Annotated in this window: 17 protein-coding genes and 1 tRNA gene; 11 read left to right on the top strand and 7 right to left on the bottom strand. The window is 59.0% G+C overall.

What is annotated here, in order from left to right; genetic code table 11:
* Positions 1-36: 36 nt before the first annotated feature.
* Together EL361_RS10050 and EL361_RS10045 are read left to right on the top strand one after the other, a co-directional pair.
* Positions 37-756 (top strand): ABC transporter ATP-binding protein, encoded by a 720-nt coding sequence (locus EL361_RS10050; protein WP_420810660.1) that lies wholly within the window; start codon positions 37-39, stop codon positions 754-756.
* Entirely contained in the window at positions 753-3,317 is a 2,565-nt protein-coding gene (locus tag EL361_RS10045) for an ABC transporter permease (protein ID WP_126379095.1), read from the top strand. The genes EL361_RS10050 and EL361_RS10045 overlap by 4 nt, the downstream gene beginning before the upstream one ends.
* 228 nt (positions 3,318-3,545) lie before the next feature.
* Here EL361_RS10045 and EL361_RS10040 read toward each other — a convergent pair whose 3' ends face one another.
* Positions 3,546-4,220 (bottom strand): arylesterase, encoded by a 675-nt coding sequence (locus EL361_RS10040; RefSeq protein WP_232034754.1) that lies wholly within the window; start codon positions 4,218-4,220, stop codon positions 3,546-3,548.
* Positions 4,221-4,285: 65 nt separating this feature from the next.
* Complete coding sequence (locus EL361_RS10035; protein ID WP_126379093.1) at positions 4,286-4,720, bottom strand: FKBP-type peptidyl-prolyl cis-trans isomerase; 435 nt, start codon at positions 4,718-4,720, stop codon at positions 4,286-4,288.
* Between the two features lie 309 nt (positions 4,721-5,029).
* Between EL361_RS10035 and EL361_RS10030 the strand changes: the two genes are divergently transcribed.
* Positions 5,030-5,119 (top strand) — tRNA-Ser (locus EL361_RS10030).
* A 296-nt stretch (positions 5,120-5,415) separates the two neighbouring features.
* Here EL361_RS10030 and EL361_RS10025 read toward each other — a convergent pair.
* Positions 5,416-6,507, bottom strand: a complete 1,092-nt coding sequence (locus tag EL361_RS10025) for a tetratricopeptide repeat protein (RefSeq protein ID WP_126379091.1) — start codon at positions 6,505-6,507, stop codon at positions 5,416-5,418.
* 50 nt (positions 6,508-6,557) lie between these two features.
* On the opposite strand from EL361_RS10025, the gene EL361_RS10020 reads away from it, so the two are divergent.
* The 4 genes from EL361_RS10020 (at position 6,558) to EL361_RS10005 (ending at position 10,492) form a co-directional block, all read left to right on the top strand.
* Complete coding sequence (locus EL361_RS10020; RefSeq protein ID WP_126379089.1) at positions 6,558-6,794, top strand: hypothetical protein; 237 nt, start codon at positions 6,558-6,560, stop codon at positions 6,792-6,794.
* Between the two features lie 25 nt (positions 6,795-6,819).
* On the top strand, positions 6,820-7,419 hold the full coding sequence (locus EL361_RS10015) for a hypothetical protein (RefSeq protein ID WP_126379088.1): 600 nt from the start codon (positions 6,820-6,822) through the stop codon (positions 7,417-7,419).
* 40 nt (positions 7,420-7,459) lie between these two features.
* A complete protein-coding gene (locus EL361_RS10010; RefSeq protein WP_126379086.1) occupies positions 7,460-8,071 on the top strand; it encodes a hypothetical protein in 612 nt (203 codons plus the stop codon).
* Positions 8,072-8,353: 282 nt separating this feature from the next.
* Positions 8,354-10,492, top strand: coding sequence for a Tex family protein (locus EL361_RS10005; RefSeq protein ID WP_126379085.1), 2,139 nt, complete (start codon positions 8,354-8,356; stop codon positions 10,490-10,492).
* A gap of 68 nt (positions 10,493-10,560) precedes the next feature.
* Here EL361_RS10005 and EL361_RS10000 read toward each other — a convergent pair whose 3' ends face one another.
* The 4 genes from EL361_RS10000 to EL361_RS09985 all read right to left on the bottom strand — a co-directional run bounded on the left by EL361_RS10000 (position 10,561) and on the right by EL361_RS09985 (position 16,954).
* Positions 10,561-11,097 carry a DinB family protein gene (locus EL361_RS10000; RefSeq protein WP_172961708.1) on the bottom strand — a complete coding sequence of 179 codons (537 nt, stop codon included), beginning with the start codon at positions 11,095-11,097 and terminating at the stop codon, positions 10,561-10,563.
* Between the two features lie 167 nt (positions 11,098-11,264).
* Positions 11,265-13,394, bottom strand: coding sequence for a methyl-accepting chemotaxis protein (locus EL361_RS09995; protein WP_126379081.1), 2,130 nt, complete (start codon positions 13,392-13,394; stop codon positions 11,265-11,267).
* A gap of 141 nt (positions 13,395-13,535) precedes the next feature.
* Complete coding sequence (locus EL361_RS09990; RefSeq protein WP_126379078.1) at positions 13,536-14,978, bottom strand: tetratricopeptide repeat-containing serine protease family protein; 1,443 nt, start codon at positions 14,976-14,978, stop codon at positions 13,536-13,538.
* Positions 14,979-15,004: 26 nt separating this feature from the next.
* Positions 15,005-16,954 carry a PAS domain-containing protein gene (locus EL361_RS09985; protein WP_126379076.1) on the bottom strand — a complete coding sequence of 650 codons (1,950 nt, stop codon included), beginning with the start codon at positions 16,952-16,954 and terminating at the stop codon, positions 15,005-15,007.
* Positions 16,955-17,169: 215 nt separating this feature from the next.
* Here EL361_RS09985 and rfbC point away from each other — a divergent pair, with 215 nt between their 5' ends.
* The 4 genes from rfbC to qrcB all read left to right on the top strand — a co-directional run bounded on the left by rfbC (position 17,170) and on the right by qrcB (position 22,176).
* Positions 17,170-17,727 carry a dTDP-4-dehydrorhamnose 3,5-epimerase gene (gene rfbC / locus EL361_RS09980; protein WP_126379074.1) on the top strand — a complete coding sequence of 186 codons (558 nt, stop codon included), beginning with the start codon at positions 17,170-17,172 and terminating at the stop codon, positions 17,725-17,727.
* A 37-nt stretch (positions 17,728-17,764) separates the two neighbouring features.
* Positions 17,765-19,204: a mannose-1-phosphate guanylyltransferase/mannose-6-phosphate isomerase gene (locus EL361_RS09975; protein ID WP_126379072.1), complete on the top strand. Its 1,440-nt coding sequence runs from the start codon at positions 17,765-17,767 to the stop codon at positions 19,202-19,204.
* Between the two features lie 309 nt (positions 19,205-19,513).
* On the top strand, positions 19,514-20,116 hold the full coding sequence (gene qrcA, locus EL361_RS09970; protein WP_126379069.1) for a menaquinone reductase multiheme cytochrome c subunit QrcA: 603 nt from the start codon (positions 19,514-19,516) through the stop codon (positions 20,114-20,116).
* 14 nt (positions 20,117-20,130) lie between these two features.
* Positions 20,131-22,176, top strand: coding sequence for a menaquinone reductase molybdopterin-binding-like subunit QrcB (gene qrcB, locus EL361_RS09965; RefSeq protein WP_126379067.1), 2,046 nt, complete (start codon positions 20,131-20,133; stop codon positions 22,174-22,176).
* Positions 22,177-22,187: the final 11 nt, after the last annotated feature.

The raw sequence follows: 22,187 nt of genomic DNA, 5'->3' as shown, positions 1-22,187 counted from the left end.
ACTGTAAAAATGAATGCACCCGTGGAGGATGCGGGCATGATGAACCATACGGAATCCGGGCGCGAGCCCATCATGGAATTGGCGGATGTGCGGCTGACACTGCGGGCCGGAGGCGTCAGCGTGGACGTGCTGCGTGGAGTGGACCTGACCGTGCTCACTGGTGAGACCGTGAGCGTCGTCGGCCCTTCGGGAGCGGGCAAAACCACGTTGCTCATGGTGGCGGCGGGGCTGGAGCGTCCGACTTCGGGGCTGGTGCGCGTGGCGGGCCACGATCTGTCCGGGCTGGGTGAGGATGCCCTGGCGCGATTCCGGCGTGACAATGTGGGAGTGGTCTTTCAGGCCTTTCATCTGGTGCCGACCATGACCGCTCTGGAGAATGTGGCTCTGCCCCTGGAATTTGCCGGGGCACGCAACGCCATGGACCGGGCACGGTCCAACCTCGCGGCGGTGGGGTTGGAAGCCCGTGCCGGGCATTACCCCTCGCAACTTTCCGGTGGTGAGCAGCAACGAGTGGCCATTGCCCGGGCCTTTGCTCCGCAACCCCGATTGCTGCTGGCGGACGAACCCACGGGTAACCTGGATGCCGACACCGGAGCGCGGGTTGCTGATTTGCTGTTCGAGACCCGCGAGCGATTGGGCACGACCCTTGTGCTGGTGTCGCATGATCGAGGGCTGGCCGCCCGCTGTTCGCGAACCGTGACCATGCGCGACGGCTGTCTGGATGGTGCTGCCCAGGCGATGGAGGCCGGGGCATGAGGGCCACCCGGAGGTCATCCTTGGGCTTTTTTGCCGGACTGCGCCTGGCCCTGCGTCTGGCTCGACGGGAACTTCGCGGCGGAGTGCGCGGGTTCGGTGTATTTCTGACCTGTCTGGCTCTGGGGGTGGCAACAGTCACGGCCGTGGGCGTGTTTTCAGCAGCGGTGGATGATGGTTTGACTCGCGATGCACGCCGCCTGCTGGGAGGAGACGTGCAATTCACCCGGACTCATGTGCAGCCGGGGGCGGATGTGATCGATCTGGTTTCCGCGCGGGGCAGGGTTTCGCATTTTGCCCGCATGCGGACCATGGTTCGTCCCGCTACTGGGGACGTGCCCGTGCTGTCGTCGCTCAAGGCCGTGGACCGCGCGTATCCCCTGTATGGTGAAATGGTTTTGGAATCCGGACGCAGCCTGCATCAGGCCCTGGCGGGGCAGGACGGTCTGCCCGGCGCCGTTGCCGAACGGGAACTGTTGTTGCGCCTGAACCTACGGCCGGGTGATGTCGTGGGGGTGGGGCAGGTGCGGTTCGTGATCACCGATGTGATTCGCAAGGAACCGGACCGTGTGACCCAGTTCTTCGGCCTGGGGCCACGCTTGATGATTTCCCTGGATGCCTTGCAGGAGACCGGGCTGATCCGGCCCGGCGGGCTGATCCGCTTCGGGGCCAATGTGCGTCTGAACAATGGTGCAGGACCGGATGCGGCCGAGAGTCTGATGGAGGAATTGCGCGAGCGGTTCCCGGACCGGGGACTGCGGCTGAGGACCTATCGCAGTTCCGGTGGCGGTTTGACCTGGCTGCTGGACAGTCTGGAAACGAATTTGACGCTTGTGGGGCTGGCTGCGCTGTTGGTCGGTGGTATTGGCGTGGCTGGGGCCGTACGCTCGTTTTTGGCCGGGCGTGAATCATCCGTGGCGGTGATGAAATCCCTGGGCGCGAGCCGTCGGCTGGTGAACACCATCTATCTGTTGCAGACCATGGGGCTGGCCCTGGCTGGAAGTCTGGCCGGAGCCGTGGTGGGAACGCTGGTGGCGGTGCTGGGAGCGGGACCCTTGGCCGCACGCATCGGTGTGCCGTTGGGGTATGGTCTGTATTGGGAGCCCGTGTTTCTGGCTCTGGTCTACGGAATCCTCATTGCCCTGATCTTTGCGGTTTGGCCTTTGTCTGCCGTGGGCCGGATTCGTCCTGCGCAGTTGTTCCGCGGCTACGCCGATCCGGGAAGCCGTCGCCCCGGTCTGTGGGCCGTGCTGGTCTGTCTGGGCGCTGCCGGAATGCTTTTGGGCCTGTTGCTTCTGACTTCGCCCAGCCCCCGTCTGCCTCTGGGGTTTGCAGCCGGGAGCGTGATCAGCATCGGGCTGTTCTGGGTCTATGCCTGGGTGATTCGTCTGCTGGCGGCGCGGATGCCGCGCGTGGGGCCACCGCATCTCCGTCAGGCCATCGCTGGCCTGCACCGCCCCGGAGCCTCCACGGGCAGCGTACTGTTCTCACTGGGGTTGGGGCTGACCGTGTTGGTGGTCGTGCTGCTGGCGGATGGCAATATTCAGGATCTGATCCGCCGTCAGACTCCAGCGACTTCGCCATCGTTCTTCTTTATCGATGTACCCAAGGGGCGCATGGCCGAACTGGAACAGGTCGCTCTGGCAATGCCCGGAGTCGAGCGCGTGGACAAGACCCCAACCATCCGTGGGCGAATTCTGGAGATCAACGGCATTCCTGCCTATGAGGCCGAAGTGGGGAAGGGCTCGTCCTGGGCCTTGCGTTCGGACCGCGCCCTGACCTTTGCGGGGCCGCGCCCGGAAAAGGTCGAACTGGTCACGGGCGACTGGTGGCCCGAAGACTACGCTGGCCCGCCGCTGATCTGTTTTGATAGTGATATCGCCAAGGACTTCGGGGTTGGGGTGGGCGACACACTGACCGTGAACATTCTGGGGCGTCGCGTGACCGGGACCATCGCCGCCACACGCGACATCGACTACACCACCGGTGGTATCAACCACGCCATCATCTTTTCGCCGGTAGTTCTGGAGCGTGCGCCCTACACATGGCTGGTGTCAGCCTATGCCGAGCGCGAGGCCGAGCCGCTGCTGTTCCGGGAGATTACCAGCCAATTCCCCGAGGTGATTGCCATTTCCATGCGCGAGGTGCTTGAGGAGATCGCAGGCATTGTGGCGGATATCGGTCTGGCCGTGCGCTCCTGCGCGGCGGTGACGCTGCTGGCCGGACTGCTGGTGCTGGCCGAGGCCCTGCGCGCCAACCTGCGCACCCGGCACCGGGACGCGGTGATCTTCAAGGTGCTGGGCGCTACGCGCCGGGATGTGATGCTGGCCCTTGTTCTGGAGTTCGCCATCCTCGGTGCCGCTGCGGCCCTGTTGGCCGCAGCCCTGGGCACGGTGGGCGGCTGGCTGTTCGTGACCGAAGGCATGGACGGACGCTGGGTCTTCCTGCCGGGGACACTGGCCGCAGTGGTGCTGGGCGGCGTTGCGGCCACGGTGACGTTGGGGGTGCTGGGGGTGAGGAAGTCATTGGCGGGCAGTGCTTGGCCGGTGCTTCGCAACGAGTGATGCAGTCCGCCCCTAAGCGGTCATCTGCGTCGTTTCTGCAAAAAATTCAAGCCCTCGCGTATGTCTGGATACGCGTCGGACTTGAACTTTTTTTGCGCCTTGCATCTGGCCACTTATGAACGACCTGTGATGGCGGTGCGTCTTTTTAAATGGGAAGAACAGTAAACTGAAATTGGTATGTGGGTATTGCTGACAGGGCGGTTGAGAATTGGTCCGTTCAGAAAAGGCTCAGTTCCGATACGCCTGTTCCACCAGCTCGCGCACCAGCGGGTACATGCGGTTGGCGATTTCGCGAGCGCCACGGGCGTTGGGATGGATGCCGTCCATCTGGTTCATGGTCGGGTCCATGACCACGCCATCCAGCAGGAAGGGATAAAACAGCGTGCCGTGTTTGCCTGCCAGCCGGGGGAAGACGCCGTCAAAGGCGCGGGCGTAATCCTCGCCGTAGTTGGCTATGGATCGCATTCCCGCCAGCAGCACGGGGATACCCTTCTTGTCGAACATCATGAGCATGGCGTCCAGATTTCGCTCCATGGCTGCCGGGTCCTGGCCCATGAGGGCATCGTTGGCGCCCAACTCCAGAATGGCAGCATCCACAGGCTCTTCCAGGGTCCATGCCAGACGCGCCAGGCCGCCAGCGGTGGTGTCGCCGGAGACTCCCGCATTGATGATGCGCACGTTGTATTGGTCGGCCAGGAGCAGTTGCTCCAGCTGCGAGGGCAGAGATTGGTCCACGGGCAGACCGTAACCAGCAGTGAGGCTGTCGCCAAAGGCGAGGAGGGTGATTTGCCGCGTTTGCTTCATTGTCGCTTTATCTGCGGCCCATGAGAGGACCGGCTGCGCGGTGAGGATGCAGATGGCCGCCAGCAGGGCGGCCACCCGAGTAATACTTATGATGTTCATTCTCTTGTCGAGGTGAGGCCTGATGGTGTTCTGCTGCCGGTCTTGCGGCAACTCCATCGGCTTCACTACTCCGCGATTTCCAGCAGCTCGATCTCAAAGGTCAGATCCTTGCCAGCCAGGGGGTGGTTGCCGTCCAGAGTCACGGTATCTTCGTTGACTTCGGTCACGGTCAGGCGATATTGGCCGCCGTCTTCGCCCTGAGCTTCCAGCACCATGCCGGCTTCGGGGTCGACTTCGCCGGGCAGTTCGGTCTTGGGAAATTCAAAAACCATTTCTGCGTTGCGTTCGCCATAGGCTTCGGCCACGGGGATGGTGAAGGTCTTTTTTTCTCCCGCATCCATTCCGGTCACGGCCTTGTCGAATCCGGGGATGACATTGCCCGAGCCGAGGGTGAACTCGAAGGGTTCGTCACGCTCTATGGATGAATCGAAGACGTGCCCGTCCTCGAGTTTGCCGGTGTAATGGATGCGTACAGTATCGCCGCTTTTCGCGGGGGCCATGGTTCCTCCGTATTGCTTTCAGGGCCTTGCGGTGCGCTCGCGTGAGCGACCGGATGATCCCCTTGAATGTTATTTCAGTGTCGGACCTTACGCGGATTGGGCCGTTGGTGCAACTTGCCTAAAGCGCAGATGGTCTTGCTCCTTGCCCGTGAGGCGACTGGCTCAACTACCGGGAAGGAATGCGGAATGTGGTGGTCTGGGCGCGTTGATCGGCGAAATGATGTGCTTGATATCGTGAGGTGGGCTAGGGTATGGAAAGGGTGTTTACATTCGATGGCTTGCCGCATATGTTCGGCGTCCCCAAATTGCGGAGGGGTGGCAGAGTCCGGTTTAATGCGACGGTCTTGAAAACCGTTGATGGGTAACCATCCGGGGGTTCGAATCCCTCCCCCTCCGCCAGCGACACATCCAGCGAAGTCCAACGCTGTTCAGGAAGCCCCCGAAATTCGGGGGCTTTTGTTGTTTTTGCCATCTGTTTTTGCCGCTGTCTTTTGGCTGAATCCGCGCTTTATCTGATCCATTGTGAGGAACTTTTTGGGTAACTGGTTTGATAATCGTGGTCGTTACCCCGATTGTGCCCAGTGGATTCACGCCCTGTGCCACGAGATCGACCAATCCCTTGGGAGTTAAAGCTGAAATGACAGGTCTGCCCCATGATTTCTTTTTGAGATCATCCGGCTGAAGTATTTGGGGGGTTAGAATGTGGGGACAGGGATGTTGAAGTTTATCAGCCTGGCCCTGTTGGCATCGGATTTGGCCTGGAGGATGTTCCCCAGCGCCTTGTGCATGAAGGCGCGGTTTCCATATGCAAACGCGTAATTTGGATTCAGCTCGATCGCACGATCATAATCCCAAATTGCACGCTGGTACTGCCCGAGAGTGGCGTAGACAACGCCCCGGTTGTAGTAGGCTTTGGTATAGTTCGGATTGAGCTTGATGGCCTGGCTGAAGTCCGTGATTGCCCGCGAGTGTCGCTGGAGTGTGGCGTAGGTAACGCCGCGATTATAGTAGGCTTCGCCAAAGCCGGGAGTCAGGTCGATAGCTCGCCCATAATCCGCGATTGCCCGCTTGTATTGGCTGAAGTTATTGTGGACATTGCCACGGTCGTTGTAGGCAATGCCATATTGCGGGTCCAGCTCGATAGCCTGATTCAGGTATTCCAGTGCTTTTTGCGGGTCTGTATATCGTCCATTATCCCAGAGGGCGAAAGCTTTGTGGGTCCACTCTTCCGCCGTCAAACCCTGCGAGACATGCTTGAACTCTTCCTTGAGTTCCTCGCGCTGCTCGGTGCTCAGCTTGGTCAGTTCGCGGTTTTTCGTTTCCAGTTCTTCGATGCGGGCGAGCAATTCCTGCTGCTTTTTTTCGGACTCCTCAAATTTCTGCAAAGCTCCTGCGTTATCCAGAAACTCTCGGACTCGGCGATCCAGTATTGAGGTGTCCACGTTGATGCGGGCGGTGACTTCGATACCAAAAGTGTCGTCCGTGACGTATCTTTTTTCCTGAATGATTTCGGTTTTGAGAACACCCGCTGCCAGGGCCATGATCTGGTCTTGGGCCAGGCTGCCGTTTTGTACCACGGTCAGGCTTTCGAGGTAGGTTCCTGCCTCTTCCAGGGCCATGCGTTTGGCCCGTGTCACAGCCGTAATGCGAGCGTCCTCAGGCGACTGCATGCCTTCAAAGGACTGGCGGATGGTCTTGGTGATGATCTTGGTTTCAGCCTGAGCCGGGAAGGCGAAAGCCGCCAGCATGATCAGGAATATCAGGGTCTGAAAAACGCGCATCCGCATGCTCTCTCCTTATTACAATCCGTTGATTAGATCATACCAAGCACGAATCAATGAAGAAAGGCAAGGAGGAATCCTCTGCATTGGTGGCGCATTCAGCGCAGTCTGACGTCGTGCAAAGATCTCCTTATTTCATGTGGGGTGAGGTGGAATGTTTTGAGAGGAAACATGCTGAAAATACAGGGTTTTCAGTCCAGGCCCATCAGCGAGGGAACTCTTTGCCAGGGTTTATCGGTTTTCAAGTTGGCGAAGAAATGTTTGAATCGATCAGGTTAGGTGTGGGTATCTAGCGTAGATTATGTATAGGGGGGGGATATGAAGCCGTTGCCGTTGGATTTGAGTGATGCCTGGGTCTGGAACGCGGAGGATAATTTTTTGGTTCTCCGGGAGCTTGATGATTCGCCGGTCATTGCGAACGTGCAGGAGCACATGTTTTCTTTTTTGAAGCTAGTGGAGTGGCGTATAAGGTCGCTGGATGAACCCGATTGGCGTTTGGGGTGGGCTTTCGAGGATTTGCTTCAGTGTGAGTATATAACTGATTCGACGACTCTCGATGGGTGTCTGGCTCATCCACAAGGATTCGCGAGGAGTTTGTTCCAGGAGTTGTCTCCATATTTTTGGAACCTGCTCGGGTGTACTGTACCTCAGATGGTGACCTATCCTTTGCAATTGCACAGGGCGACGACTGAAGACTTCAAGGAGATCGCAAGTAGCGCACCTTTCGACATTCTAACTCTGTTTATGCTTGTGGTTTCTACCGAACAATTTGCCCAGTCGTGGGTTAAAGCTGAGAACGCATTGTTGAAATATGTCGACCCATATGACGGAGAAATCTACCCCGAAGGGCCAAAGCCGGAAAGGCCGGAGCCGAAGTTCATCTGTGGGACGCCTTTGCTTAGGCGCAAGCGAAGCTAGTGCTGAGGTTGGTCTGTTTATAGTTTTTTGGGGGGTAACGATGAAGTTTTCTGGCGAAGAGCGAGCTTTCTTGATTAATGCCGCAAGGGTGGCTGCAGATGTGGTTGAACGTGGGGTGGCTTCCTTTCGGAATATGACGCTGCGTGCCGAGTTGGGGGTGCCTTCTTGGGTCCCGTTAAGCCGGGGTGCGAAGTCCGCTTTGCCCTATGAATTGCCCAGTGAGGCGTGGTGCTGGGGGGCTGAATCAAATTTTCCGGTGGTTCAGATGGGCGGCAAGTCGGAGATTTCGTGTTGGGAGGATCATATTCACGGAGCATTTAGAGTTGTTGAGTGGGTGATCCGTCGTAATCGAATGGAAGAATCTTCTGTCGATTGGATGTTGAGTGAGTTGCGTAGCGCAGGATTGATTGAGGGGGAAGTTACACTAGATGTTTGGCGTCAGGACCCCTTTAATTTGCCCAATGCACTGATCCGGGATTTAAGCGAAAAGTTTATGGTGAGGTTTGAGGGGACAGTTATGCGTGATGTTAAGTACCCGGCGTCTATGTACCGAATTACGGAAGATGATATCGATTGTTTCGAAGGGTTAGACCCCTATGATTGGGTAGAGTGGGTGGTCAAGTGGAGTGATGAGGGTGAGTGGTTGTACTGATTTGGTACAAGAAAAGGTACAACTAAGTTTCAGAATTTGTATAAATATACGGTTATGTTGATAAAATAGTTTGTATTCGAATACCTCCCCCTCCGCCAGCGACATATCCAGCGAAATCCATCGCTGTTCAGAAAGCCCCCGATTTTCGTGGGCTTTTTGCATTTCTTCTTGGAAATCCCTTCTCCCCTTGCGCCAATCGGCAAGCCAAGCCAAAATGCCCTTCTTGATCCCGATGATCTCATGACCCAACCGCGCCGCCGATTGGCGCAAAGAAGCATCAATATGAATGACAAGCATTGCTCACAGATCGCCAAGGGCATGTCCCTGGCGGTGTCTCAGGTGGCTGCCGTGGCCCGGCTAGTGGGCGAGGGGGCTACGGTTCCCTTTGTGGCCCGCTATCGCAAGGAGGCCACAGGCTCGCTGGACGAAGTGGCCGTTGCCGCCATTCGTGATCGGTTGGAAGCACTGGCGGAGCTGGACAAGCGCCGCGAGGTGATCCTGTCCTCGCTGGAGGAGCGCGGTCTGCTGACCCCGGAATTGAAAGCCGCCGTGGACAAGGCCCCGGACAAGACCCAGTTGGAAGACATCTATCTGCCGCATCGGCCCAAGCGACGGACCCGTGCGTCTATGGCGCGGGAGCGGGGGCTGGAGCCATTGGCGAATGCTCTCATGGCGCAGCAGGGGCGCGACCCGCTGGCCTTGGCCAAGCCTTTTGTCGATGCGGACAAGGGCGTGCCGGATGTGGACGCAGCTCTGGCCGGGGCGCGGGATATCATTGCCGAAGGCCTGGCCGAAAATCCGAGCCTGCGTAAGGCGGTGCGCCAGTTGTTTCTGCGCCGGGGGCGGTTCACGTCCAAGATGGTCAAGGGCAAGGAGGAGGCCGGAGCAACCTATCGTTCATGGTTCGCCTGGGATGAACCCTTGCGCGCCATTCCCGGTCATCGCGCTCTGGCGATGTTCAGGGGCGAGGCCGAGGGCTTTTTGTCCCTGAGTCTGCGGCCGCCGGAGGATGAAATTCTGGAGCTGGCCCGACGCGGGGCGTTGCGGGGCCGTGGCCCGGATACCGAGCAGGTGGGCGTCGCTCTTGCCGATGGCTGCAAGCGTCTGCTGGTGCCGTCTTTGGAAAACGAGATCAGGGCGGAGGTCAAGAGACGGGCCGATGCCGAGGCCATCCGGGTCTTTGCTTCCAATTTGCGCGGGCTGCTGCTGGCTCCGCCGCTGGGGCAGAAGATCGTGCTGGCGCTGGACCCCGGTTTTCGGACCGGAGCCAAGCTGACGGTGCTGGATGCGCAGGGCGGCCTGTTGCACCACACCACCATCTTCCCCACCACCTCCACCAGCCAGCGCGAGGCCGCTGCCAAGGTGGTCAAGGAACTCTGCGCCAGGTTCAAGGTGCAGGCCGTGGCCGTGGGCAACGGCACTGCCGGGCGCGAGACCGAAGCCTTTGTGCGTGAACTCGGGCTGGGCCTGCCCGTGGTGCTGGTCAACGAGTCCGGGGCGTCCATCTATTCGGCCTCGGAAATCGCCCGCCGCGAATTCCCGGATCTGGATCTGACCGTGCGCGGGGCCGTGAGTATCGGCCGCAGGCTGATGGACCCGCTGGCGGAGCTGGTGAAGCTGGACCCCAAGTCCATTGGCGTGGGCCAGTATCAGCATGATGTGGATCAGGCGGGGTTGCGTCGTTCTCTGGACGATGTGGTCTCCAGTTGCGTGAACGCCGTGGGCGTGGACGTGAATACCGCCAGTCAGGAGCTGTTGACCTTTGTCTCCGGGTTGGGACCGGTGCTGGCCAAGAACGTGGTCGAACATCGGGATGAGCACGGCCCCTTTGACAGCCGGGCCGCGCTGCGCAAGGTGAAGCGGCTGGGCCCCAAGGCCTTTGAACAGGCCGCAGGATTCTTGCGTGTGCGTGGGAAGGAGCCGCTGGACTCAAGCGCGGTGCATCCCGAGCGTTACGCCCTTGTCCGGAGCATGGCCAAGGATGTGAAATGCCGACCTGCCGAGTTGCTGACCGATCCTGCGGCGCGGGCCAAGGTGCGCCTGGAAGACTATGTGTCCGAGGACGTTGGTTTGCCTACGCTCACGGATATCATGGCCGAGCTGGAAAAGCCGGGGCGTGACCCCCGCGCTGCATTCAGCGCCTTTGCCTTTGCCGATGGCGTGAACAAGGTGGAGGATTTGTCCGAGGGCATGGAGCTGCCCGGCATCGTGACCAACGTGACCAAGTTTGGGGCCTTTGTGGACATCGGGGTGCATCGGGACGGGATGGTTCATGTCAGCCAGTTGGCGGACCGCTTTGTGTCCGACCCTGCGGAGGTGGTTTCCGTGAGTCAGGAGGTCATGGTGCGGGTTGTGGAGGTCGACCTCAAGCGGGGGCGTATCTCCCTGACCATGCGCGGCGTGGCCGGGACGAAGAAATAGGCCCGAGAGTGGGTTGAAGAGTCTTCAGGTTGCAGTTGCAGCAGGCTGCGTTCTTATCTCTTGGCGCATCAGCCTCGGGGAGGGCCGCTGCCTCCCTCGCTAGGTGGGGTAATGATCCCCTCTCTTCTCTCGTATTTCAGGTGATGCCACTTGGTTCGCCACCTCTCCCGTCGTTCGGTGTAATGGTCCGTGTGCAGGCGCAGGTGGCTGTAGTAGTCCTCGATCAGGAATTCCAGCGTTTGGGGGCCGTCTTCCCGTATCCAGGCGTTCGTGCGCGCCGATTCGGGGATGTTGGCAGCCAGATGCAGGATGAGGGCGTTGTAGCTGCTCCAGAGGGTGGCAAGGGTCTTGAAATCGAACGTGGCGTAGTGTTGGGCCTCGACCCAGGGTTCGGCATCGTAACCGGGGAAGTCCTCGAGGTTGCCAAGGCTCAGACGGGCGAATCGCTGATGGTTGTTGCTGGCCGAGTCCACAAGGTGGCCCACGATCTCCGTCAGCGTCCAGGCGTCTGGCGAGACCCGAACCTGAGCAGCCTCAACGGGCGTTGAATCCAGTAGTTCCTGAAAGGCCGTGACGGTCTGCCGTGCTTCGTCGAGATTCATCATAAGGTTTTCCCCCATTGTTATTGGCAAGTTGAATCAGTTCCATTGGTTAAGTCAAGGTTCTGTTTTGGATGGCAGACAGGCTTGGCGCTGCTTTTTTTGCTCCAGATAACAAAAGGCCCGAAGCGTTCTGCTCCGGGCCTTTCTTGATGGTGATCTTTGAGGGCGATCTATTCGCCGCTGCTCTTCTGCAATTCGCCGATGAGCTGTTGCAGGTTGGAGGACAGGTCCGCGATCTGGCGGATGGCCTCCACGGACTGGGTAATGCCCTCGGAGGTTTCCATGGAGATGGTGTGGATTTCCTCGGTGGAACGGTTGATCTCCTCGCTGGTGGCGGACTGCTGTTCGGCAGCCGTGGCGATGGAGCGCACCCGGTCGGCGGTTTCCCTGACCTGATCGATGATCTCCTCCAGCTTGGCACCGGACTGCTCGGAGAGCGCGGTGCTCTGTTCAACGAGCTTCGAGGTTGTTGTCATGGCCTCGATGCTGTTGGTCGCGCTGTTCTGGATGGCCTTTGTGGCGGATTCCACCTCTCCGGTGGCCTGCATGGTCTTCTCGGCCAGCTTGCGAACCTCGTCGGCCACCACTGCGAACCCGCGTCCGGCATCACCGGCTCGGGCGGCTTCGATGGCGGCGTTGAGCGCCAGCAGGTTGGTCTGGTCAGCGATATCGCTGATCACGCCCATGATTGCTCCAATACCTTGCGCCTGTTGCCCGAGTTCGTTCAGGACCTCGGTCAGGGTGTTGGTGTGGGAGGCCACATCCTTGGATGAGGCAATGACCTGCGTGACCACTTCCATGCCCTCGGTGGCGTGGCCGCTGGCCTTGTCCGCACCTTCGGCGGCGGCACCTGCGTTTTGGGCGACCTCAAGGACCGTGGCGTTCATCTCTTCCATGGCCGTGGCGGTTTCCTGAGTGCGGGTCTTCTGGATGTCGCTACCATTGCGAATCTGCTCAGCCTGGGCGGCGAGTTCGTCGGCTCCGCTGGCAAGACTGGCAGAGATGCCCAGGGCCTGTTCCGTGACTTCGTTGATGGTTTCCAGCAGAGAGATGACGCGCTGGCGCTCCTGCTCGGCGGCCTCCATGGCATCTTTGGCGCGCTCGCTTTCCTGGCGGGCTTCATCACCACGCTGTTCGGCTTCACTCATCTTGTCGCGCAGGGTTTCGACCATGGCGTTGACCGAATTCACGGTCTGACCAATGGCGTCATCAGCCGCGTAGCTGGCCCTGGCATCCAGGTCGCCACCGGCGATCTGGGCGGTGACTTCAGACAGGTCGCGCAACGGCTTCATCAATCTGTGGATCAGGAAGACAAAGAGCAGCGCCGCCAGCAGAATGCCGACGATGGTGATGGACGAGCCTGCAATGAGCATGGTTCGATCAGTACCCATGCTGAGCCGGGAGGCATCCAGAGTCAGGCCGATGTGCCAGTCCCAGGGTTCGTAATGGCTGACATAGGCCAGTTGTGTCTTGCCGCCCTGTTCATATTCGATGAATTCGTCTTTGGCATCCAGCAGGGCTTTCATGGTCTCGGGCGTGGGCTCACCGAATTCGTCTTTCTTGAAGATGACGTTGCCGTTCGACAATGCCGCGAAACAGGAGCCTTCGCCGTTGTACGACGTCTTTTCAAGGACATTGCGCAACTGGGAGGTCAGGATCTTGCGTCCCACGTAGATAACCGCAACGATCTTGCCCGAGGCGTCCTTCATGGGCTTGTAGGCCGTCAGGTACCAGTCGTTGACCACAAAGGCCTTGCCGCGGAAGGTCTCGCCGCTCATGACGGTCTTGTAGACTGCACTGCTCTCGGGGATGTAGGTGCCGGTGGCGCGGTTGCCGTCGGTTTTTTTGACGTTGGTCGAAACGCGCAGCAGTCTGCCAGGCAGCACCTGGAAGATGGTGGATGTTCCGCCCACCATGTTTTGCACCGAATCCACCAGCGTAAAGTTGTTGTTGATCGTTTCTTCACCCAGTTTCAGTGCCGGGATGTCTGCGGTGTTCGATTCCTTGCTGACCTGGTTGACCATGGTGCTGGTCACTGGCTCGTCGGGTGCCAGGCTGAAACCGCCTTGTGTGGCGATTTCCTTGTCCATCAGCCCGAGGTCCGAGACGAGTTTTTCCTGGGTAATGCTGTTCTGCATTTCCAGGGTATCCGTCAGATTGGTGATGAGGTCTTCCATGGTGGAGTGACCAAGAAAATCCAATGAACGGACGGAGATGAAATACGTGGTCCCCACTGCTGCAGTCAGTAGCACCAGCGTGGTGACAATGACCGAGGCCATAAGTTTCTTGTTGAAGTTCATACGCACAGTCCTTACTTAGCGGGTTGCCGTGGCAGGGATACGATCCCTGCCTCCGGTTAAACGGGGTAAACTGAGTGTAGCATATATATTCCGGGAATGTATACTCTTGTTATATCAATCAAAAAGCTACACAGGATGATCTCATTCTGCCACCACCAACAGGGTCGAAACCTGTGCTCGAGTTGCATGAATTTCCAGGTTGGCGGATTTCGGTTCGTTGACCGGAGGGCATGATTTCCCCACCAGATTCTTAATCCAGACTGATATTCCGGGAGTTTTTGAGGGAACCTGGTCAATGAGTTGCTGCAGCAGGCGGATGTGAATGGCGTAGTTGACGTTCTCAAGCAGTTCACCGGTTGACCGATAAACTTCCGCAGTATCGATCATGGCTTGAACCACACCGACGACCTCACCGCGCAAGTTGATGAGTGGACCGCCGCTGTTGCCCCTGGCTACAGGCACGGAGATGGTCATGGTTCGGGGATCACCGCCCACGCCCGTATCCCCGGTGATACGCCCCACGGAGAGCTTGGGTGAAGAGCCCATGATGGCCACCTGCGGGAAGCCTACGGTAAAGACTTCGGCCCCGAGACCAGGAGTTTCGGCTGCCAAGGGGAGGGCTGGAGGCAGGACGCAGGGGTCTTCAACTGCCAGCAGGACGAGATCACTGTCTTCATCCGACGCGGCGACCGTCGCCGGAACATAACTGCCGTCGGGGTGCACCAGTGATATGGTCGTGTGCCCTTGTACCACATGCAGGTTGGTGACGGCGTAGCCCGGTGCGGCAATCCAGGCCGTACCTGTGGAAAAGCCGTTTGGCGTTGCACCTGTTCTGCTGTTCAATTGTCTGGCCGCCTCGGCCAGCTCGGTGGCTGCCGGGTGCCCCGGAGCCACCTGGTTGATGGTTCGCGAGACCTCCAGCGTCCAGTCGGAACGGCCTTCATTCAAAAAGATGGTGCCTGCCTGAGTGAGCAGGTCAAGGGCGCGGTTGCGATCCCGGCGCATTCCCTCGCCGCCAGCGGCCATGACGCCCATCAGGAAGAGTGCGTCCGGCACGTTCTGATTTGCAGCGGTCCTGAGCCAGCGCAGAGCACCAGCTGGGTCGCGCTTGCCTGTCAGGCCATTGCGTTGCAGAAGCCCAAGAGAAAATTGAGCCCGTCCGTGCCCGGATGCTGAGGCCTTGTGAAACCAGACTGCCGCCTGCTTGTAGTAGATGCGTGCTTTGGTCTGCCAGCCGGAGCGTTCCTCATGCTCGGCACGAACCATGAGCATGGCTCCCAAAATATATTGGGCCTGGGCATTGCCGCGTGCGGCGGCGCGTTCCAGTTGGGAATCATCGGTCTGGGACGGGATGTCATGGCTGAAGTGCGAGAGTTCCGCCCGAACCGGAGTGGTGACTGACAGGAGGGCGCAGGTCATCAGCAATGCCGCAATGAATTTTGGCAGGCCGTTGCAAATCCGAAGCAGGCGCGCGCGAAGCTGCTGCCGGGTGGAGGAAGCCAGCGTCGGGATCGTGCTGCCACTCAGGCGGCTTCGGCGTTGGGGATGGGGCGGGACCATGGGCTCTCCTTGGGTGGCGGACATGCCCGGCTCCGGTAGGGGCAGGGGGGTCAGGGCACTTGAACGTTGATCCAGAAGTTGATGGTGGTGCCCTTGTCGACTTCGCTCTCTACGGTAATGATACCGCCCATGAGCGTGACCAGCCGTTTGACGATACCCAGGCCCAGTCCTGTCCCCTCATACTTGCGGGATTTGGCCCAATTGAGCTGCACGAACGGCTCGAAGATTGTTTCCAGCTGATCGGCGGGGATGCCGATGCCCGTATCGGTAATAGTGAACAGCAGCCGTGCATTATGCGGGTTGGCTGTTTTGCGCAGGATGAAAGTTTCCAGGCGGACGGACCCTTCCTTGGTGAATTTGACTGAGTTTCCCACCAGATTGAACAGGATCTGGCGGATGCGCCCCTCGTCGCCGACGAGCAGTTCAGGCACATTCTTGTCCACCATGGAGCTGACTTCCACACCGCGCTTCACGCTCTGGTCCTTATAGGTATTGATCACGGTGCGGATGGATTGGCGCAGATCGAATTCGTTGCGCGACAGGGTGATCTTGTCGGCCTGAAGCTTAGAGAAGTCGAGGATGTCATTGATGATGGCCAGCAGCCCTTCGCCAGCAGCAAGAGCAATCTCGATGGAGTCGCGCTGGTCGGCGTCCAGTTTCGAGTCCATCAGGACATCGAGCATGCCTAGCATGCCGTTCAGGGGGGCCCGGAGCTCATGGCTCATGTTGGCCAGGAATTCATCCTTCATCTTGGTGGCGTCTTCGGCCATGGCCATGGCCTTGCGCATTTCCTCTTCCGAGGCTGTCTGCTCGGTCACATCCTGAGAGACCACAAGCACTCCGGGGGATTGATCATCGCGAAGGCGGGCAGGGTAGGTCTTGGTGCGGTAAGTGCGGCCGTTACTTGCCCGGGCCAAAGCCTCGACGGGCTTGCCCTGCTCCAGGCAGGCGGAAGCCGGACAGTCCGGGCAGGCTCCGATTCCTGTCTGCCAGAGATCATAACAGTAGGCTCCGATGATTTCCTCGGGGGGCAGGCCGGTCGTTTCGCACATGGCGCGGTTGGCCCACAGAATCCTGTGGTTCTGATCCTGAAAGGTGACGGCCTCGCTAATGGTGTCGAGGATGGCCTTTTTTTCGTGCTCGGACTGGCGCAGAGAGCGCTCCATCTCGATGCGTTCGGTGATGTCGTTCATCACGCAGACCAGTCCTTGGGTGTCGCCTTCGGGGCCATCGATGCGCTTGGTGACGATGTCCACCCAGAATGCTGAACCATCGCTGCGCAGAAAACGTTTCTCCATCCGGTAGGAACCCGTGTCGCCGGCCAGCATTTTCTCCATGCGTTCCCGGCATAGAGGCTGGTCATGGGGATGGGTAAAGTCCAGCGGGGTTTTGCCTATCAGTTCATCCAGAGGGCGTCCCAAAAGCTCCAGCCACTTTTCGTTGGCCTTGCCAAAGGTTCCATCGGGCCCGCAGATGGCAATACCCGAGGCTGCATTATTAAAGATCGTCTTGAACAGGCGTTTGCGCTTGAGCAGGTCTTCCTGCTCGGTATGGGTATCGGTGATGTCGGCCCGGTAGCCAATGAGTTCAGCGGGTTCGCCAGGGGCGTCGGCCACAAGGCACTTGCGATCCCGCAGCCAGGCCCAAGTCCCGTCTTTGCGGAGTAGACGGTATTCGTAGGTACCGCAGATCCCGACCTTGAGTTCGTCGCGGAAGCTCATGGCGTGGTCCCGATCGTCGGGATGAACACGTTCGCGCCAGAAACCGTTTTGGGTCGTGATTTCTTCGGGTTCGTAGCCCAGGATGTCGTGTACGTTTTCGCTGACAAAGGTCGTGATGTAATCACGGGAAGGATCGGCCCTGTAGATAATGACGGGGCTGTCGCCCAGAGCACTCTCCAGACGTTCGTTCTCGCGGCGCAGGGTTTCCAGTTCCTTGGTTACGGTATTGAGCTTTCGCTCCAAGTCTTTGAATTCCTTGGCGGTGTACTTGCGATCCATGCTTGTGGCCTTGTTGGCGTTGTTCAGGGGGAGAGACGTGCCGGACGAATTCCCAGAATAGAGTAATTCTATTGAAAATTGACTTGTTGTCAACAGTCTCCTGCGAAGAAAGAGTGCTGGACGACGGCAGTAATTCGGCGTGCATGCTGTTGTCTTGGCAGGCGTTCTCGGGTACACAGTGCACAGTTCAAGGGGTTCATCCGAGGAGGTTTACGGTGCAGGTGGAAACCACCCATATCCCCGGCCTGTTTGTCATCAAACCAAAGGTATTTGAGGACGGGCGGGGATTCTTCATGGAAAGCTGGAACAAGGACGTGCTCGACGCCAAAGGGCTGAAGTACGATTGGATCCAGGACAATCATGCTCGTTCGGGCACGCTTGGGGTTTTGCGGGGGCTGCATTTTCAGTTGCCGCCATCGGCTCAATCCAAGCTGGTGCGTGTTTCCAACGGGGCTGTGTATGATGTGGTGGTGGACCTGCGCCAAGGTTCGCCCACCTACGGACAATGGCACGGAGTGGAGCTGTCCGCAGAGAACCATCTGCAACTTCTTATCCCGCGCGGCTTTGCCCATGGCTACAAGACCCTGACCGAAATCGCAGAGTTCCAGTACAAGGTCGATGCCTATTACGACGCCAAGCGCGATGCGGGCATCGCCTGGAATGACCCCGATTTGAACATCGAGTGGCCGGGGGGGGCTCCCCTGTTATCCGACAAGGATATGAAGTTGCCGCTTCTGAAGGATTTTGATTCGCCTTTCGTCTACGAAGGCTAGCCAATCCGGGAGGCCGGATAAACTCAGAGGAGGGGTCATGAGCGCCAAGCAGCACTCAGCCGATCGGATTGATCATTGCCATGCCGTCATCCTGGCCGGTGGGTCGGGTACGCGTCTCTGGCCGTACTCCAGGACCTTGCTTCCCAAGCAATTGCTGGCCCTGACCGGAGAGACTACCATGCTTCAGCAGACTGCGGTCCGCTCCATGGAGGTCTTTGGGACTGAGTCCATCTGGGTGGTCACCAATGAGGAGCAGGTGTTCGAAGTCCGCGGTCAGTTGGCGGCTTTGGAGCCACAACTGGAAGCACAGGTTCTGGCTGAGCCCATGGGACGCAATACCCTGCCTGCCATTCTGCTGGGCATGGACCGCGCCCTGACTGCCGATCCTGAAGCACTTGTCGCTGTGTTCCCCTCGGATCACCTGATCCACAAGCCCGAGATCTGGCGCGAGGCTTTGACCCGGGGTGCCGCCCTGGCACGTGAAGGCTGGTTCGTGACCTTTGGTGTGGTGCCGGATAAACCCGAAACCGGCTACGGCTATATCAAGCAGGGGGCTCCTCTGGGTGATGACTGCTTCGAGGTGGGCGCTTTCGTGGAAAAGCCGGACCTGGCCACTGCGGAGCAGTTTGTGCGTGGTGGGGAGCATTTCTGGAACAGCGGGATGTTCGTATTCAACGTGGCTGCCTTTGTGGCGGCTGTTGAAAAGCACGAGCCTGAGCTGGCCGCTTGGTGGCACGGGCGGGATGAGCAGAGCCTGATGGATGGGTATTCAAAATTACCCAATATTTCAGTCGATTACGGGATCATGGAGAAGGTGAGTCAGCAGGCCGTTGTCAAGGCTGATTTCGGATGGGATGACCTCGGTAGTTGGGAAGCCTTGCACCGTCTGGGAGACAAGGACGACAAAGGCAACGTGGTTCAGGGCGATGTGCTGAATCTGGATAGCGAGGACTGCCTGCTCTTTTCTCGCGGGGGCAAGCTGGCCGCTGTGGAACTCAAGGGCATGATTGTGGTCCAGACCCGCGACGCCACGTTGATCTGCCCCACGAGCAAGGTCCAGCGCGTCAAGGATGTGGTCAACCAATTGAAGGGCGAGGGCAGTTCCCTGGTGGAGGCCCACGTCACGGTCTATCGCCCTTGGGGTAGCTATACCGTGCTGGAGGAAGGGCCGCACTACAAGATCAAGCGCATCGAGGTCAAACCGGGGGCGCGTCTGTCTTTGCAGAAGCACCACCACCGCAGTGAGCATTGGGTGGTCATCAGCGGTACGGCCGAGGTTCGGGTCGGGGATGAGGAAATTCTGCTGTACGAGAATCAGTCCGTGGACATCCCCAAGACGTCCCTGCATCGTCTTGGCAATCCCGGGCATGTGCCTGTCGAGATCATTGAGATTCAGTCCGGTCCGTATCTGGAAGAGGATGACATCGTTCGCTACGATGACGTGTACGGTCGGATTTCTCCTGAAGACAAGGAGTGATTTTCGTGGTTTCCAATCTATGATTTCCCCCTGTGTGAGGGGTGAAAACAGACCCGGCAAACCTCGTGAATTTTTTCATTAAGCCTTGACACGCTTGATCTCTCATGCATAGAACCTAGCGGTCTCTCAAGTGAGGTTTTACTAAGAAATTTCCCCGTCTGGACGTATTCTCTCTTGGCCCAAGGCCATCCGGGAATGTGTTTTCAAGCGGGGTTATGGCACAGGCATAAGCCTTTGCCTGGGTGGGATGTCGGGCCGCGGGCCCGGCTTGGATAATCCTTTCACCTTTTACGGATGAGGCGAGAGCATATGGTGAAGAAAGCATCGAGCAGTGGAGGAGCATTGCCCTTCTTCGTTGGTTTTGTGGCGATGCTCTTCGTGGGCTGGTGGGTATTCCCCCAGGCGCTGTTTAGCAAAGCTGAGCAGCCCATCCGCTTCAGCCACGTGATTCACGTGGACGACGGCGGTATGTCTTGCGAAGACTGCCATTACTTCAACGATGATGGATCCTTCAGTGGTATCCCCAACACCGAGTCGTGCGCCGAGTGCCACAGCGACGTGATGGGCGAGGACCCGGCTGAGGAGCAGTTCGTGAACGAGTACGTGAACGAAGAGAAAGAAGTCGAATGGCTTGTCTATCAGGACCAGCCGGACAACGTGTTTTTCTCGCACGCCGCGCACCAGGATAAGGACTGTACCACCTGTCACCCCAACATGTCTGAAAACGACACACCGCCGACTCATTACAAGAACGTCCTGACTGGATATTCCAACGGTGGTTACAAGATCGTGTTTGGCAGGGGCGTCGGTGTGGACCCGGCTTACAGCCGCGGTACCATGAAAATGTGGGAATGTGAGCGCTGCCACGCCGAGAACGGCCAGAGCAACGCTTGCTACGTTTGTCATCGATAGGAAGGGTGGCGCATATGAACAGAAGAACTTTTCTGACCTTCTCCGCAGGCGCCACGGCGGGATTGATGATCACTCCCATTCCGTGGAAACTGACGGACGATGCCTCCATTTGGACCCAGAACTGGCAGTGGAACCCCAAGGTTCCCAAGAGAGCTATCTACTTTGCAGAGATGGCCTCCAAACTTGATCCCTCTGGCTCTGGCGTGAAAGTCGCCGTTGTCAATGGTAACGCCGTAGGCGTCGCCGGCAACGTCGATCATCCCCTGGGCAAGGGTGCTGTCTCCACCATGGCCGCCGCCGAAGTCGGGCTGCTCCACAGCCCTGCACGCGTGCGTCAGCCCATGCTGAAGACCGCTACCGGATTCAAGGCCATTTCCTGGGACGAGGCTGAAACTATTCTGACCGGTAAGCTTTCCGAAGCCCGTGGCGAAGTCGCCATGGTCAGCGGTGACGACACCGGCTCTGCCAACGAGATCTTTGCCGCTCTGGTGAATGGCCTCGATGGTTCCTTCTACATGATGCCCGGCGAAACCCAGAGCGCTCACAAGGCCCTGGAGATGATGGGCGGCGAAGGCCGCATCGCTTACGACATCGAAAATGCCGACTACGTGTTGTTCCTGGGCGCTGATGCCCTGGAGTCTTCGGGCACTTCCACGCGTAACGCGCGTGTGTTCTCCGAGACTCATCCCACCGGCAAGGCCGCTTCGGCCAAGTACGTGTACGCCGGTCCGGTGATGAACAACACTGCCGTGGTCTGTGACCAGTGGATTCAGGCCAAGCCCGGCGCAGCCGCGACCGTGGCTCTGGGCCTGTCCCGCATCCTCATGGACAACGGTGCTGTCGCCAACGCCAAGGGTTTTGCCTCCTTCAAGCAGAACGTGGCCCAGGGCTACGCTCCTGCCCATGTGGAACGCGAGACCGGTGTGCGTGCAGACGTGCTGAAGAAGATCGCTCGCGAGCTGGCTGCTGCCAAGCGTCCGCTGGTGATTGCCGGTTCCGAGTTCGGTCAGGGTGCCGGCGCACGCGCGCTGATGGCTTCCCTTGGTCTGAACGTGCTGCTGGGCCAGATGGGCCAGAGCGTGAAGATCATCCCGGGTGCTCCCGCGGTGGTTCAGGGCGCTGGTTCCGAGTCCGAGCGTTACGCTGCCGACGTGATTCCCTTCCTGAAGGGTGTCGCCGAAGGTCGTGATGGCGCCAAAGTGCTCATGGTCTACGACGCCAATCCCGCCTACGGTTTGCCGCAGACCCAGGCCATGGCCAAGGCCATGGACAAGGCTGCCTACACCGTGTCCTTCAGCTCCTTCATGGATGAGACCGCCGAGCGCGCCAACCTGATCATGCCCAACAGCATGACCGCTGAGCGCTACGATGATCTCTACACTCCTCATGGAGCAGGCACTGCCACCTACAGCGTCAACAAGCCGCTGGTGAAGTCCGCGTTTGATACGCGTACCACCGCCGACGTGATGCTCTCCGTGGCTTCCCGCCTGGGCATGGATCTCGGTTACGCCTCCTTCAAGGATGTGCTTCAGGCCAAGGCCACTCGTTTGGGTGCCTCCTGGAGTTCTCTCCGTCAGGGCAAGGCCTGGACTTCTGCCTCTGCTTCCTCTGCACAGCTGAACCTGGCTCCTTGTGCCGCTCCGGCTGTCCGCGCCATTGGCGAGGGCACCCTGGCTCTGGCTCCTGTGGTCAAGCACAACATCGGTACCTCCAAGGTCGCCATGCCGCCGCACAGCGCCGGTTCCATCCGCGATACCGAGCTGAGTGGTGTGCAGACTGTGGTTCAGATGAATGCCAAGACCGCCCGTATGAGCGGCGTCAAGGCTGGCGAGACTGTCAAGCTGATGGGTCCCGGCGGCGAAATGACCGCTCAGGTGTACGTTTCCGAGAAGGTGATGACCGGTGTTGTCGCCGCTCCTCTCGGGTTCGGCCACACCGCATGGGACGGCTTCAGCAAGGGCGTGGGCGAGAACGCCTTCAAGTTGCTCGCTGCGGCAGATGATCCCGAGACCGGCCTCTCCGTCTGGTCTACCAACCGGGTGACCATCGCCACCGCATAAGAGAGGAAGGT

This window comes from Desulfovibrio ferrophilus, assembly GCF_003966735.1.
Classification (GTDB): Bacteria; Desulfobacterota; Desulfovibrionia; order Desulfovibrionales; family Desulfovibrionaceae; genus Desulfovibrio_Q; species Desulfovibrio_Q ferrophilus.
The sequence above is the reverse complement of the archived record's forward strand: the minus strand, read 5'-3'. Positions and strand labels throughout refer to the sequence as shown.

What these genes read in the sequence shown, in the direction of transcription:
- EL361_RS10005 (WP_126379085.1), top strand. Translation starts at nt 8,354, where the DNA reads ATGAATGACAAGCATTGCTCACAGATCGCCAAGGGCATGTCCCTGGCG.
- EL361_RS09990 (WP_126379078.1), bottom strand. Translation starts at nt 14,978, where the DNA reads ATGTCCGCCACCCAAGGAGAGCCCATGGTCCCGCCCCATCCCCAACGC.
- qrcA (WP_126379069.1), top strand. Translation starts at nt 19,514, where the DNA reads ATGGTGAAGAAAGCATCGAGCAGTGGAGGAGCATTGCCCTTCTTCGTT.
- qrcB (WP_126379067.1), top strand. Translation starts at nt 20,131, where the DNA reads ATGAACAGAAGAACTTTTCTGACCTTCTCCGCAGGCGCCACGGCGGGA.
- EL361_RS10040 (WP_232034754.1), bottom strand. Translation starts at nt 4,220, where the DNA reads ATGAACATCATAAGTATTACTCGGGTGGCCGCCCTGCTGGCGGCCATC.
- EL361_RS10015 (WP_126379088.1), top strand. Translation starts at nt 6,820, where the DNA reads ATGAAGCCGTTGCCGTTGGATTTGAGTGATGCCTGGGTCTGGAACGCG.
- EL361_RS10000 (WP_172961708.1), bottom strand. Translation starts at nt 11,097, where the DNA reads ATGATGAATCTCGACGAAGCACGGCAGACCGTCACGGCCTTTCAGGAA.
- EL361_RS10045 (WP_126379095.1), top strand. Translation starts at nt 753, where the DNA reads ATGAGGGCCACCCGGAGGTCATCCTTGGGCTTTTTTGCCGGACTGCGC.
- EL361_RS10035 (WP_126379093.1), bottom strand. Translation starts at nt 4,720, where the DNA reads ATGGCCCCCGCGAAAAGCGGCGATACTGTACGCATCCATTACACCGGC.
- EL361_RS09995 (WP_126379081.1), bottom strand. Translation starts at nt 13,394, where the DNA reads ATGAACTTCAACAAGAAACTTATGGCCTCGGTCATTGTCACCACGCTG.
- EL361_RS09985 (WP_126379076.1), bottom strand. Translation starts at nt 16,954, where the DNA reads ATGGATCGCAAGTACACCGCCAAGGAATTCAAAGACTTGGAGCGAAAG.
- EL361_RS10010 (WP_126379086.1), top strand. Translation starts at nt 7,460, where the DNA reads ATGAAGTTTTCTGGCGAAGAGCGAGCTTTCTTGATTAATGCCGCAAGG.
- EL361_RS09975 (WP_126379072.1), top strand. Translation starts at nt 17,765, where the DNA reads ATGAGCGCCAAGCAGCACTCAGCCGATCGGATTGATCATTGCCATGCC.
- EL361_RS10050 (WP_420810660.1), top strand. Translation starts at nt 37, where the DNA reads ATGATGAACCATACGGAATCCGGGCGCGAGCCCATCATGGAATTGGCG.
- EL361_RS10025 (WP_126379091.1), bottom strand. Translation starts at nt 6,507, where the DNA reads ATGCGGATGCGCGTTTTTCAGACCCTGATATTCCTGATCATGCTGGCG.
- EL361_RS10020 (WP_126379089.1), top strand. Translation starts at nt 6,558, where the DNA reads ATGAAGAAAGGCAAGGAGGAATCCTCTGCATTGGTGGCGCATTCAGCG.